Annotated in this window: 13 protein-coding genes; 9 read left to right on the forward strand and 4 right to left on the reverse strand. The window is 63.7% G+C overall.

Annotation, left to right across the window (positions count from 1 at the left end):
- Positions 1-7: 7 nt before the first annotated feature.
- Positions 8-1,690, reverse strand: a complete 1,683-nt coding sequence (locus ACSKB8_RS15145) for a methyl-accepting chemotaxis protein (protein WP_438104956.1) — start codon at positions 1,688-1,690, stop codon at positions 8-10.
- 358 nt (positions 1,691-2,048) lie between these two features.
- Here ACSKB8_RS15145 and ACSKB8_RS15150 point away from each other — a divergent pair, with 358 nt between their 5' ends.
- Both ACSKB8_RS15150 and ACSKB8_RS15155 read left to right on the forward strand, forming a co-directional pair.
- The gene (locus ACSKB8_RS15150; protein ID WP_438104958.1) at positions 2,049-2,549 is read left to right on the forward strand and encodes a hypothetical protein; all 501 of its coding nucleotides are present in this window, start codon (positions 2,049-2,051) and stop codon (positions 2,547-2,549) included.
- A gap of 11 nt (positions 2,550-2,560) precedes the next feature.
- The gene (locus ACSKB8_RS15155) at positions 2,561-3,034 is read left to right on the forward strand and encodes a hypothetical protein (RefSeq protein WP_438104959.1); all 474 of its coding nucleotides are present in this window, start codon (positions 2,561-2,563) and stop codon (positions 3,032-3,034) included.
- A gap of 244 nt (positions 3,035-3,278) precedes the next feature.
- Here the strand turns inward: ACSKB8_RS15155 and ACSKB8_RS15160 are convergent, their stop codons facing one another.
- Positions 3,279-3,878, reverse strand: a complete 600-nt coding sequence (locus ACSKB8_RS15160; RefSeq protein WP_438104960.1) for a TetR/AcrR family transcriptional regulator — start codon at positions 3,876-3,878, stop codon at positions 3,279-3,281.
- Positions 3,879-4,051: 173 nt separating this feature from the next.
- Here ACSKB8_RS15160 and ACSKB8_RS15165 point away from each other — a divergent pair, with 173 nt between their 5' ends.
- Together ACSKB8_RS15165 and ACSKB8_RS15170 are read left to right on the forward strand one after the other, a co-directional pair.
- Positions 4,052-4,429 (forward strand): tautomerase family protein, encoded by a 378-nt coding sequence (locus tag ACSKB8_RS15165; protein WP_438104961.1) that lies wholly within the window; start codon positions 4,052-4,054, stop codon positions 4,427-4,429.
- A gap of 102 nt (positions 4,430-4,531) precedes the next feature.
- A complete protein-coding gene (locus ACSKB8_RS15170; protein ID WP_438104963.1) occupies positions 4,532-4,903 on the forward strand; it encodes a hypothetical protein in 372 nt (123 codons plus the stop codon).
- Positions 4,904-4,919: 16 nt separating this feature from the next.
- Here ACSKB8_RS15170 and ACSKB8_RS15175 read toward each other — a convergent pair whose 3' ends face one another.
- Positions 4,920-5,846 (reverse strand): CobW family GTP-binding protein, encoded by a 927-nt coding sequence (locus tag ACSKB8_RS15175; RefSeq protein WP_438104965.1) that lies wholly within the window; start codon positions 5,844-5,846, stop codon positions 4,920-4,922.
- 3 nt (positions 5,847-5,849) lie between these two features.
- Entirely contained in the window at positions 5,850-7,340 is a 1,491-nt protein-coding gene (locus tag ACSKB8_RS15180; protein WP_438104967.1) for an amidohydrolase family protein, read from the reverse strand.
- A gap of 1,765 nt (positions 7,341-9,105) precedes the next feature.
- Here ACSKB8_RS15180 and ACSKB8_RS15185 point away from each other — a divergent pair.
- The 5 genes from ACSKB8_RS15185 to ACSKB8_RS15205 all read left to right on the forward strand — a co-directional run bounded on the left by ACSKB8_RS15185 (position 9,106) and on the right by ACSKB8_RS15205 (position 11,991).
- On the forward strand, positions 9,106-9,390 hold the full coding sequence (locus ACSKB8_RS15185; protein WP_091896996.1) for a type II toxin-antitoxin system RelE/ParE family toxin: 285 nt from the start codon (positions 9,106-9,108) through the stop codon (positions 9,388-9,390).
- A gap of 40 nt (positions 9,391-9,430) precedes the next feature.
- Complete coding sequence (locus ACSKB8_RS15190) at positions 9,431-9,727, forward strand: HigA family addiction module antitoxin (RefSeq protein ID WP_438104969.1); 297 nt, start codon at positions 9,431-9,433, stop codon at positions 9,725-9,727.
- Positions 9,728-9,886: 159 nt separating this feature from the next.
- The gene (locus ACSKB8_RS15195; protein WP_438104971.1) at positions 9,887-10,195 is read left to right on the forward strand and encodes a hypothetical protein; all 309 of its coding nucleotides are present in this window, start codon (positions 9,887-9,889) and stop codon (positions 10,193-10,195) included.
- A 127-nt stretch (positions 10,196-10,322) separates the two neighbouring features.
- A complete protein-coding gene (locus ACSKB8_RS15200; protein ID WP_438104972.1) occupies positions 10,323-11,348 on the forward strand; it encodes an alpha/beta hydrolase in 1,026 nt (341 codons plus the stop codon).
- A gap of 316 nt (positions 11,349-11,664) precedes the next feature.
- The gene (locus tag ACSKB8_RS15205; protein ID WP_438104974.1) at positions 11,665-11,991 is read left to right on the forward strand and encodes a hypothetical protein; all 327 of its coding nucleotides are present in this window, start codon (positions 11,665-11,667) and stop codon (positions 11,989-11,991) included.
- Positions 11,992-12,212 lie beyond the last annotated feature (221 nt).

A 12,212-nucleotide genomic window follows, 5' to 3' on the forward strand; every position in this document is an offset into this window, starting at 1 on the left:
GCGACGATCAGGCCGCCCGCACGCCCGCAACGAAGGCGCCGACCTCGTCTTCGAGCGATTGCAGCTTCTGCGTCAGCCGGCCGCTCGATTGCAGTACGAGGCCGGCGGCCTGGCCGGTTTCGGCCGTGGCATCGGTGACGCCGGAGATGTTTTGCGAGACCTGGTCGGTGCCGGAGGCCGCCTCCTGTACGTTGCGCGCGATCGCCTGCGTCGCGGCGCCCTGCTCCTCGACCGCGGCGGCGATCGACGAGGAGATCTCGTTGACCTCCATGATGGTGGCGCGGATGCTCTCGATGTTGCCGACGACCTCGTTGGTCTCGGCCTGGATCGCGGTGATCTGCGCGCCGATCTCGTCGGTCGCCTTCGCGGTCTGGCTCGCCAGCGATTTCACTTCGCTCGCGACCACTGCAAAGCCCTTGCCGGCTTCGCCCGCCCGCGCCGCCTCGATGGTGGCATTGAGCGCGAGCAGATTGGTCTGCGAGGCGATCTGGTTGATGAGGTCGATGACCTCACCGATCTTGTGCGCGGCCGCGGCCAGCCCCTGCACGGTGTCGTTGGTGCGCTGACCGTCAGCGGCGGCCTTGTCCGCCACGCTGGCAGCCTGCGCCACGCGCTGGCTGATTTCGGTGATCGAGGACGACAGCTCGCCGGCGGCGGAGGCGACCGTCTGCACGTTGCTCGAGGCCTGCTGGCAGGCGGTGGCGACGAAGCTTGCACGGTCGGTCGCCTTGTTCGCGGTCTCCGACATGCCCTGCGCGGCCTGCTGCATCGCGCGCGCCTCGTTGAAGACGTCGCGGACGACGGCCTGAACGCTTGCCTCGAACTTGCCGGCGAGATCGGCCATCGCCCTGCGCTTCTCGTCGTCGGCCTTCTGCTTCAGCTCCTGCTGCTCGGCATGCATCCGGCTGACCGCCGACGCATTGTCCTTGAACACCGCGAGCGCCTTGGCGAGCCCGCCAATCTCGTCGCGGCGATCGGTGTGGGGCACGTCGAACGCGCTATCGCCGGCGGCGAGGCGCTCGGTCAGCGCGGTGATCCTGGTCAGCGGCCGGGTGACGCTTCGCCCGATCAGGAAGGAGGCGCCGAGAACCAGGATCAGCACAGCGAGGCATATATAGCCGAACGTCATCGCATTCTGGCGGAAGGCAGCGTCGACGTCGTCGAGATAGATGCCGGTGCCGATGATCCAGCCCCAGGGCGCAAAGCCCTTCACATAGGAGATTTTCCCGACCGGCTGGTCGAAACCGGGCTTCGGCCAGAGGTAGCCGTAGAAGCCCGCGCCATGCTTGTTGACGACGTCAACGAAGCCCATGAACAGCGCGTTGCCGGCGGGATCCTTCATCCCGGAAAGGTCCTTGCCGTCGAGTTCGGGCTTGATCGGGTGCATGACCATTTTGGGGGCCATGTCGTTGATCCAGAAATACTCGACCTTGTCGTAGCGCAGGCTCTTGATTTCGCCCATTGCACCCGCCTGGGCCTGCTCGCGCGAGAGTTTTCCTTCGCTCTCGAGCTTCTGGTAATGCGCCAGGATGCCGTAGCCGACATCGACCATGTGCTGCGTCTTGGCCTGGCGGTCAGCGATCATCTGCGCGCGCAGGGTCGACAGCGCGATCGGCGCCAGCGCGACCATGCCGAGGAGGCTGATGCCGACAATCAGGACCAGCTTGAAACTGATGCGGGAGAAAACCATCGGTGCTCGCAAGAATTGGAAGGGCTGATATGTCTGTTTATCCCGTTCCCCTTAGCAAAGCTTTAAGCATTGGATTCCCCAGAGCCCGTAGAACCGCTTAAGGATGGGGCGCCATTCATCCGGCGGCCACCTGCGTCCTCGATCCCCGCCGTCATGGACGTCGCTGGAGAGGGTTGGAATGCGTCGGCGCTTCCCTGCATTGGAATAGTTCGAGACAAGGCCAGAGAAGGCTCTTTAGATCTAGAAGACCTCGATATCGCCCCTCCAAGCGTTGACTTGCAGAGGGCTCTGGCAGAACGATCGGCGCAGATCATCAACACCAACCGTGGCGTGAGCGCAGCCGAAAGCCGGAACCTCAATGCATCAATCGACATACACCGGGTCCCTCGACCTTCCCGCGCTGAGCGCGGCGGAGCGGCTCTTCATCTGGGGATTTCGGGCCAAGGCACGCAGCGGAGGCGCTGTCCCGACCGCGGCCGATATCAAGCAGGTGTACGACCATTTTCGCGTCGGCGATGCCGTGCCCTCGCTGGAATCCATCATCGAGATCTTCGCGTGCACGGCGCATACGGCGATCGAAGTGCACTGCCCCACCTGCCCGCGTATGTCCGACAGCGAGCACGGAATCCTGCGGGCGATTGCCGCGGCCCAGCAGGAACGCATCGACGTCGCGCGCGAGCAGTTCGAGTGCTGGCTGCCGCCGGTCGGGGCCGATTGGGCGCTGGCGCCGGTGTGCGGGCTTGCAACGATCTTCCGCATGGCGGGCCTCATTCTGCCCGACCGGCACGTCCGCTCATTCGAGCCTGATCGGACGATGGCCATGAAAAGCTGGTTTGTGGGCAGTCCCACGCTGCACTGATGGGATCGTCGATGATGCAGGACGCGAGCGGCTCCGTGCCAGTCCCGAAGGCGGGCCAATCGCGGCTCTGTCCGCTCCAGGCCGTACTTTCGACGCCACGAAACCTCGAGAGCTACGATCAGTTTTCGCGCGTCGCGCTGTCGTTGTTCCGCTTCATCGAGGCGGCCTATGCGACCGGCGCATCCGATTGCTGGGAAGCAGCCTACCGCTTCGCCGACGAGACTCCTGATATTGCCGACAGCGCGTTGCTGGTGGCGCGGGCTGCCGCGCTGGTCAGGATCCTGCGCAGCGGCCGGCCATGCGAGCTGTGCTTCATGCCGCCGTCCTGCCGGCGTCTGTCGAAGGACGAGACGGAGCTGATGCGGTTGCTCGCCGTCGCCCGCCGCAAGCAGCCGGGCGAGCTCGAGTCCATGGTTTGCCAGTTCGTCGGCTCCGGCAAGGAGGATGCCGCGACACGCGCGGTCAACGCGCTTGCGCTGTGCTGAAACTTTGACGGGTTCTAGCCGCATCCGCAGCAGCCTTGCGGTATCAACATCGCCGTGGAGAGGCGGAGCTCGACGCCTTCCATGAAACCTCCAGACGATCCCAGCGCGATCATCGCTGGGATCGTTGTTTCTCGCATGTCCACCCAAAGCGCGATGAGATTAGGATGAATCGTCATCGCGCTTTAGGTTGTTGTTTGAGCATGATCTTTTCGGAAAACCGCTGCGCACTTTTCCGGATCATGCTTTAGGCGCCCTTCTTGCCCAGCACGAGGTCGATCGTGTGGGCGGCGATCTTGCGCAATTGCGGCTCGTCGCCGAACGCGCGTTCAAGCACGGCGAGTCCACGCGTCATCGTGACGATGTGTAGGGCTGCGGTGGCGGGGTTGCCACTGAACTCGCCACGTTCGGCGCCGGCCAACAACGTGTCCTGGACCAGAGCAGTGATGCGCGAGACAAGGCTTGCAAAAGCTTGACGCGCCTCTTCATCCAGCCCTTCGTCTTCGGCCGCGCCGAGCTCCATCAAGCCACGCGTGGTCGGACATCCCCGCGGCGGAGAGCCCGAGCGGAAGTTGCTGATGGTCAGGTCGAAGAACGCGGTGAGGCGTTTGCGCAATGAGCCCGCGCCGAGCGCCTTTTGCAGGGCGACGAGATAATCGCCCGAATAGCGCTCATAGGCCTGGAGGAACAGCGCCTCCTTGCTGCCGAACGCATTGTAGAGGCTGCCGCGCTGGACGCCGGTGTCACGCGCGATGTCCGACAGCGACGTGCCGCGCACACCCTTGCGCCAGAACTGGTCGAACGCGATGCGCAGGACGTCGTCGTGGTCGAACTCGCGCGGTCTCAAATGGCGATCCTCCTGGACTGCCGGGTCCTGAATGAACCGGCAGTATTTGACATGATGTCAAGAACGTGCTTTTTTGACACTACGTCAAAAACAGATCGGGGTCGATCGCCCGCTTCGTCCCTGGACCGGCCCGCAAGCAGGCGGTCGCGCCGGAAAGCAAAAGGGGAATCCCGATGCCTCTGCTCCACATCTCGATGCGCGCCGGCAAGCCGGAAGCCTACCGGCAGGCGATCCTCGACGGCCTCTACCGCGCCATGCGCGAGGCGCTGAACGTGCCCGAGGGCGACCAATTCATGACCATCAGTGAGCTCGAGCCCGCGAACTTCCGCTGCGGCAACGCCTACGGCGTCGAGCGCAGCGATGACGCCGTGCTGATCCAGATCACCGTGTTCGCCTCGCGCACCGCCGAGCAGAAGACGGCGCTGTATCGCCGGATCGCGGACCTGCTCGGCGAAAATCCCGGCATCCGCCCCGAGGACGTTTTCGTGAACGTGCTCGATGCGCCCAAGGAGAACTGGTCCGTCGGAAACGGAATCGCACAATTCGCGTGAGTTTGCCGGATCTGCCGACGCCCTCTTGAGAATTGCCGGCCGGAAGGGTCTGATAGGCTGCGGAGGAAGACTCCGCCGAGCCGAACCCGGGACCTGAACGGCATGACCATGTCGATCGAGCAATTGTGGAGCTTGCCGGAAACGGCGCTGATTGGCGCCTATGCGGAGGCGCGGCGTCGCTACGCGGAGAAAAAGTTCGAGCGCGACACCCAGCGGGCACGACTCGAATGGATGCGCGCAAAGCTGTTCGTCAACACGCAAGGCAACGTGACCGAACGCAAGATGGCGGTCGACGTGTCGGAGGAACTGGCGCGCAAGGGCCAGGAGGTCCGCGAGATGACGCACAATCTCGACGTGCTGAAGATCGAGGTGGACGTGATCGACACCATGATCCGGCTGCGCGGCGCGCATGGCGCGCCCCCGGTCCATGCGGAAGAGGCTACTGAGAAGCCGATCGAGCCGGAGGGGGAGTGACTTCGGCTTAAGAGCTTCACCCCGCAACGCACGCCTCCATAATTTCATCGAGCTCCGCCTTGGAGAGGACGCCGAGCTCGGCGATGAAGACGATCCGCGTCCGCGCCGCGCCCGGCGTCGGCGCATCGCCCGGCGCCAGCGTGGCGCGGCCGGCGGCGAACTGAAACACCACCTGGCGGCCGGGCTGCTCGACCGTCTCGAACAGGCCTTTGGCGCGCGCGAGCTTTGGCGCAAGGCGGCTGATGGCCTGCTGCAAGCGGGGCAACGAGATGGGCTGGTCCGATGTCCAGCTCAGCGTCTCGAAGCGCTCTTCCGCCGGCCGTCGCGGCGCTACCTCGCGCGACGCGGGCGCGCGGTCGACATTGGCAGGGAACAGCAGCGCGGCAGGAATCTCGCCGTGGGTCGCATCGACCACCACGGCAGGGACGCGCTGGGCGCGGATCGCCTCGCGCATCCGTAACCCCGCGCCTTCATCCGCGAGATCCAGCTTGCTCAGCGCCACGATATCGGCGACCCGCAACTGCGACCGCTGGAGCGCATCCTCCAGGGCCGCGTGCGGTGCTGTCGCATCGAGCACGCAGAGCACGGTTTCGAGCGGCGCTTCGCGCAGGATCACCGGGTCCATGAGATTGCGCACGATGTCGGCGGGATCGGCGACGCCGCTGGTTTCGATGACGATGTAGTCCGGCTTGGGATCACGCCGCAGCAGCGTCGAGAGCGTACGCAAGAGATCGCCTTCGAGCGAGCAGCAGATGCAGCCATTGGCGAGGCTGACCACGCCGTCGCTGGCACCGGCGATCAGCTCCGCATCGATATTGATCGCGCCGAAATCGTTGACCACGGCGGCGATGCGTCGCCCGTCCGCGTGCGCCAGCAGACGGTTCACGACCGTGGTCTTGCCCGCCCCCAGAAAGCCCGTCACCAGGAGAATGGGGACCGGCATGAGTCAGCTCTCGACAACAGGCCGGCGAACGGGGCGGCCGGGCCGCGCCGCCACGTCAAGCACGCCGTCACTGATCAGCACCTGGCCGCTGACGATTAGATGCCGCACGCCCTCTGAGGGACGGTTCATCGCCGTGAAGGTCGCGCGGTCCGAGAGCCTCTCGTAATCGAACACGACGATGTCGGCATCGGCGCCCCTATCGAGCCGGCCCTTGGCGCGCATCGCGGGCGTGCTCTGCGACAAGATCTCCGCCGGGATCAGCGCGCATTTGCGCACGCCTTCGAGCAGTGACACGGTCTTGCGCTCGCGCACCCATTCGCGGATGAACTTCGTGAAGCAGCCCGCCGAGCGCGGATGCGAGGTGGCGTCATTCGGCAACGGCCAGGCATCGCCGGTGTAGGTCGAGCCGTCGGGCAACGTCCACGGCATCGCGTCGGACGCGATCGCACCGCCGGGATAGAGCACCGACATGTCGAGCAGGTCGCGGTGATGCGCGTTGTTCTCGGTGTCGAGGATGTGCCAGAGCACCAGCGAGGACGGCTCTTCGGCCTGCGCCTTGAGCAGCTCCTCGCGGTCGCGGAAGCGATGACCGTCGGTCACCCGCTGCACCGAATCGTAGCCGGTGCCATTGCGGTCGACGAACTCGGGATCGCTGAAGAAGGCGGCGGCCAGCACGGTCGAGCCCGTGCCGTAAGGATAGGCCTCGACCGTGATAGGCAGGCCCTGCGCCTGCGCCTTCTCGACCAGCACGCGGCAGCGCTCGATGTCGGTCTTGCTCGACGAGTTGAAATGGCAGATGTGCATGTGCGCGCCGGTGGCCCCGGCATAGCCGATCAGGCGGATATAGGCTTCAACCGCGCTCTCGGGATCGATGCGCGACATGAAGGCGACATGGGTGAAGGTCGGCACGTCCTTGGCCGCAGCGAGCTGGCAGACCGCGGTCAGCTCCTGCACGCCGGCGCCCGGAGCGTAGGCGTTCAAAATGCCGATGCCGATGCCGCCTTCGTTGAGGCCGCGCGAAAGGCGCTCGAGGATGCCGGCGACCTCCGCATCGGTCGCGACGTTCTCGATCCAGCGGCGGTCGCGCATGGCATTGCCGAACGCCTCCAGCGAACTCTCCGCATTGGAGCCCGTCATCGCGCCGATGCGCGCAAACGCCCAGTTGGCGGCGGCGCCGTAGTTCAGCACTCGCCCCTTCCTGGCCTGGCGTTCATACCAGGATGCGACCGGCAGCACCCCGGCCTCGAGATCGAGCGTCGTTGTCACGCCGTCGAACGCCTGCATGCGGTCGGCCGGGAGCGACTGGCCATGTGCATGCAGATCGATGAAGCCGGGCGCGACCACAAGGCCGGTGGCGTCGATCACCCGCTCGGCGCCGCCGAGCGAGGAGCCGACCGCGGCGATCTTGCCGTCCACCACCGCCACGTCGCCGATGGCGTCCATTCCGCTGGCGGGATCCACCACCCGGCCGCCAGAGATCACCAAGCCGCTCATATCAAAACTCCTCCGCGCTGAGATCGCATCAAGGCAGATTCCGGGGGCAACGACCACCTCCACTGCGGCCGATGCATCATGCTCACACGGAAGATCATTTGGCAGGCCAATCGCAGACGCGCGCTTGCAGCCTCGCGGCATGTTTTGCCCGAGCTGTGCTCTACTCTTCACCACCCTCTCGAAAGAAAGGGCGCAGGGAAGGCCGGGCGCCGGCTGGCACCCATAAGACCCCTGCGCTGAACGAATGCACACGCAATGCACAGGGGAGACACAGGGCAGCCGAAACCAGGCCTTCCCTGCGCGATGGTTTGACGGCCTATGCCACGCTCTCCCGGGAGCCGAGTTCCTTCTGGCCTCCCTCACCTCCGCGAAATGCACGGCAGCGCGCCGGTTGACGCGATGAGGGCCCCTCGGCGGCACGCCGATGCCAAAGCTAGGTTCCTCTTAGCAGTTCGAGCAGCAACGCCTCGGCAGCCCTGGCGGATATCCTCAGCAATGCTGAGAATTTCGGAATAATCGCTTCTTCCCGCTTCTTGCCTGACAGCCTGAATCTGCTTCCAAAAACTAGGCGCCGCACGCGACCGATAAGTCTGTTCCTGACGCAGATTATAGAAAGGTCGTAGGCTATTTCTCACCCTAGCGATTGCTGACGGCGGCCTTGCGCGCGACACTTGAAATTTCTCCGGATTGAAAGGGAGTGTACAATAATGACGATCAGGCGAAATCGCCGAAGCCACCAGTGGTAGTATACATTTTTCAAGCGCGTCCGGAAGCCTTCGCGCGTCCGACAGCGCGCTTGCCTAATGGTGACTGTTTCGCCGACAGATCGCGGACCACCTTCTGCGCTCTCCCAAGGCTCGCGCCGACATCGTTCCGGTTCGTGGCCCTCCGAGTTGTCGCATGAGCCGATGGTGGTCTGGATAGCGCGTGCATTCGCCCGCGGTCCGCCTCTGCCCGGTTGCGGCTTTGCATGATTTTCCTCCCGACCCGTGGCATTGGGAGCGGTAAGTTCATGTATCCTCATCGGAGTCTCTGATTGGCATACGCCCGCGTCCTCGCGGCAGGTTTTGCCCGAGTGATGCTGTCCTTTCACACCCTCTCAATGAAAGGGCGCAGGGAAGGCCGGGCGCCGGCTGGCACCCGTAAGACCCCTGCGCTGAACGAATGCACACGCAATGCACAGGGGAGACACAGGGCAGCCGAAACCAGGCCTTCCCTGCGCGATGGTTTGACGGCCTATGCCGCGCTCTCCCGGGAGCCGAGTTCCTTCTGGCCTCCCTCACCTCCGCGAAATGCACGGCAGCGCGCCGGTTGACGCGATGACGCCTTCGCGAAGGCTTGACCGTAGCAACGACGGCCAGGACCACACGGTTTCGCCGTACGCAGGCCATCCGGCTTCGCCAAGAGGCTTCGCCGGACATGGGCGCCGTCCGTCTTCGCGGGTTCGCGCCATGCTCACGAGGTTCATCTCGCCCTGCATGCTCGAAGCCCGCCTTAACGCCGCCCGCGTCCACCGCAACCCCCAACCCGCGTTCGTGACGACGTACGACCGCCCCTATGGTGGACTGGGATGGGTCGACACATACGACAAATCCGAATTTCGGTAAAGTGGAATATTTTTGACAGAGCGACTTGACAGTGGTGTTTCGCCTGAGAGCCGAGCCGATCCTTTCGGCCAGCTTCCGCGGAGCGCGGCAACTGCCCTTAGTATCCCAACGAGATACGAAGGCCTTGAATTACGTATCCCGACAAGATACGTATTGACATGATCCAGAGCTTCAAGGGGAAGTTCGCCGAGCCGATCCTTAAGGGCCGCACGATTCCGAAAGGTTTTCCGGCGGACCTCGCAAAGATCGCCCGCCGAAAACTCATCATGGTGGACGCTGCCGACTTTCTCGACGCCCTGAGATCACCTCCCGGCAACCGCCTCGAAGCTCTCAAGGGGAAGCTGGCGGGGAAGTACTCGATTCGCATCAACGATCAATGGCGGATCGTGTTCAGATGGACGGACGCGGGCCCCGAAGATGTCGAGATCATGGACTATCATTAGTCCGACAGGCCGATTGTGGCTAGCCAAAAGGAGTTCGCAGATGGCAAGGAAACTTCCGCCGATTCATCCCGGCGAAATCCTGCGTGAAGAATTTCTCGTTCCGCTCAAGCTGACGCCCTACGCGGTCGCGGCCGCTCTGAACGTGCCGCGCACCCGGATCGAACGCATTGCGCGCGAAGAAAAACCCGTCACCGCCGATACCGCGCTGCGGCTGGGAAAGTTCTTCAAGACAGGCGCCGCGTTCTGGATGAACATTCAGACCCGCTTCGACCTCGAAACGGCGGAGGACGTGCTCGCACCTCAGATCAAAAAGATCGCGGCTTACGAGGCGGTTTGAGAGTGCTGCAGTTGCGATGATATAGCGACCAAAGCCAATGCCTGTGAAGTTCCAAGACATCACCACAGCCTTCGAGTTCGCCAACACCAACGGCGACATGGGGAATTCCGCGCCTTCGTCTGCAGGCAGACCGGGAAGATCTATTATCAAACAGATTTCATGGACGCAGCAGAGTTCAACGACGAACTGCCTGATGACATCGACGACGAGGAGAAATTTCTCGCGCTCCCGGACAAACGAGATCTCGGCCTCGGCAAGCCCCTGGTGCTGGCTTTCGTCCGCGAGTTCCTGCCGGATGATTTCGACGATGTCCGCTATTTCTTCAGCAAGCGGGGCGCCTATCCGAAATTCAAGTCCTTGCTCGCCAGACGCCGCGCGATCGATCGCTGGCATGCCTACGAGAATGAGGCGACGAAGCAGGCGTTGCGCGATTGGTGCACGCTACATTCGATCGAAATCATCGACTGACCTGGCGCTCGTTCGGACACTATGTCTACGCAACCGCGACGCTACTCCGCCGTCTTCTTGCCCCCATTGTCATTCAGGGAGCTAGGCGGGGCGGCGTTACGGTGGGCAAAGTTCCCAAAGGTTCCGTGTGATCGTCCGACGTCTTCTGCAACGCGACTCCGGTCGTTCTGTTTCGCGCCGCGCTCTCCTCGGCGGACTTGTGTCGGCAGGGAGTGCCCTCGCGCTCGGCGGATGCGCCGGCTTGGGTGCGACCGGCGCGCGCTTCGACGCGTCGTCTCTCTCCGTTGACCCCACATTGCTTGTCACCACCACGCGCAAGCCCGTGAACGGCGGTCGCACCAAACCCTGGTTCGGACCGGACCGCGCGACGAGCATGACGGTCGCGCGAGCGAAGCTGGTGGCGCCGGACGAGAGCCGTCTTTCCCTCGCCTCGGTTGGACTTGGCGATTGGCGCCTTGATCGGATCGAACCGGTGTCGGCCGAGGCCGGCGATCTCGCTGCGCAGGCCGGCGCAGGGGACGTGTTGATCTATGTGCACGGCTTCAAACAGACATTCGAGACGGCGGTGCTGGATGCCGCCCATCTCTCCGATGGGATCAAGTTCCGCGGCCGGACCATGGTGTTCTCCTGGCCTTCCAAGGCCGGACTGTTCGACTATGCCTATGACCGCGACAGCGCGATGTGGTCCCGCGACGCTTTCGAACGCGTGCTCTCCGCGCTCGTGTCGGCGCCAACCGGCGGCCGCGTGCACATCGTTGCGCACAGCATGGGAACCATGCTGACGCTCGAAAGCCTGCGTCAGCTCTATGCCCGATATGGCGACACCGTCACGAGCAAGATCGGCGCGGTGGTGTTTGCCTCGCCTGATATCGACATGGACGTGTTCTCGTCGTCGATCCAGCGGATCGGTCCGCTGACCGGCAAGATCACCGTGATTGCCTCAACCAACGATCGCGCGCTGGCGCTGTCGGGACAGATCGCAGGCGGAATGACCAGGGTCGGCGCCGCCGAGAAGGCTGCCATCGCGCAGCTCGGCGTGCGCGTGGTCGACGCCTCGCAGGAAGGCTGGGGCATCATCAATCACGATCTGTTTCTGTCGAATGCGGAAGTGCAGCGGGTGATCCGCCGCTCGATCGACGGCACGACCGCGTAAGAGAGTGCCTGCGCCGAGCGAAGCGAAAGCTTGCTCCTGCGCACGCCCGTTGCGGCTTCAAGCGACAAAACGGCCGGTGGCGGCAATGATTGAACTCTCTGAGCGCGCCGCTCCATGGGAGACGCGCCGCGCGGACAACACGCGCTGAGAAGACGATCCCGGCGGAGCAGGACCGCCCCCTGCGCCATCGTGTCGCGATCGAAGCGGCGGGACCTTTCGGTTCGCTGGCAGGTTACAGCCGGAGGAATCGAGTTGAACGCGGCAAGTTCCTCTCGCGTGGCGGGTAATGAGGCTGGGGAGAAATTAGAGGAAACACGTGCATGCCCACTGGACCCCACGGCTGGCGACCGGTGCCAGCATCGTTCTTGCGACGAGCCTCCTGTCCGGTTCACCAGCTTCAGCTTATTACGCCGGCTTCTTCTGCTCGGAGCAATCCGCCAAACGTGCCAATTACACCTGGGCCGATGGCAGCGCCACGACAACGGTCTATTACAACAACCACTGCGGGCGCAGGGTCAACGTCACGCTGAATTTCATAACAGTGATAGGCAAAGTCGTAAGCAAGTGTTGGCGCACCCCCGCCGGAAAGAGTCACAAGGTCTGGGGCTACTCGGATTTGAACGACATCGCCGGGGGATGCTGACGGACGCGCCGTATCGATGGCTCGCCGGACTTGAGCCCATGCGGCACTCGCGCCGCCGGATACGCTCGCGCCGCCAGATACGATCTGTCGGCCCGGATGTTGACCGCCAATGCCATGGGTTCACCCGGCGGGCGGAACAATCAATCGGGATCAGAGGAAGGTTGGTTTCGAGAAATGGCGCGCCACTCAGAAAAATGCGAACTCCTATACAATTGAAATTG

This window comes from Bradyrhizobium sp. BR 1432, assembly GCF_051547705.1.
Taxonomy (GTDB): Bacteria; Pseudomonadota; Alphaproteobacteria; order Rhizobiales; family Xanthobacteraceae; genus Bradyrhizobium; species Bradyrhizobium zhanjiangense.

Coding starts and splice junctions, on each gene's coding strand:
- ACSKB8_RS15175 (WP_438104965.1), bottom strand. CDS start 5,846: ATGCCGGTCCCCATTCTCCTGGTGACGGGCTTTCTGGGGGCGGGCAAG.
- ACSKB8_RS15190 (WP_438104969.1), top strand. CDS start 9,431: ATGGCAAGGAAACTTCCGCCGATTCATCCCGGCGAAATCCTGCGTGAA.
- ACSKB8_RS15170 (WP_438104963.1), top strand. CDS start 4,532: ATGACCATGTCGATCGAGCAATTGTGGAGCTTGCCGGAAACGGCGCTG.
- ACSKB8_RS15145 (WP_438104956.1), bottom strand. CDS start 1,690: ATGGTTTTCTCCCGCATCAGTTTCAAGCTGGTCCTGATTGTCGGCATC.
- ACSKB8_RS15180 (WP_438104967.1), bottom strand. CDS start 7,340: ATGAGCGGCTTGGTGATCTCTGGCGGCCGGGTGGTGGATCCCGCCAGC.
- ACSKB8_RS15185 (WP_091896996.1), top strand. CDS start 9,106: ATGATCCAGAGCTTCAAGGGGAAGTTCGCCGAGCCGATCCTTAAGGGC.
- ACSKB8_RS15165 (WP_438104961.1), top strand. CDS start 4,052: ATGCCTCTGCTCCACATCTCGATGCGCGCCGGCAAGCCGGAAGCCTAC.
- ACSKB8_RS15155 (WP_438104959.1), top strand. CDS start 2,561: ATGATGCAGGACGCGAGCGGCTCCGTGCCAGTCCCGAAGGCGGGCCAA.
- ACSKB8_RS15195 (WP_438104971.1), top strand. CDS start 9,887: ATGGACGCAGCAGAGTTCAACGACGAACTGCCTGATGACATCGACGAC.
- ACSKB8_RS15150 (WP_438104958.1), top strand. CDS start 2,049: ATGCATCAATCGACATACACCGGGTCCCTCGACCTTCCCGCGCTGAGC.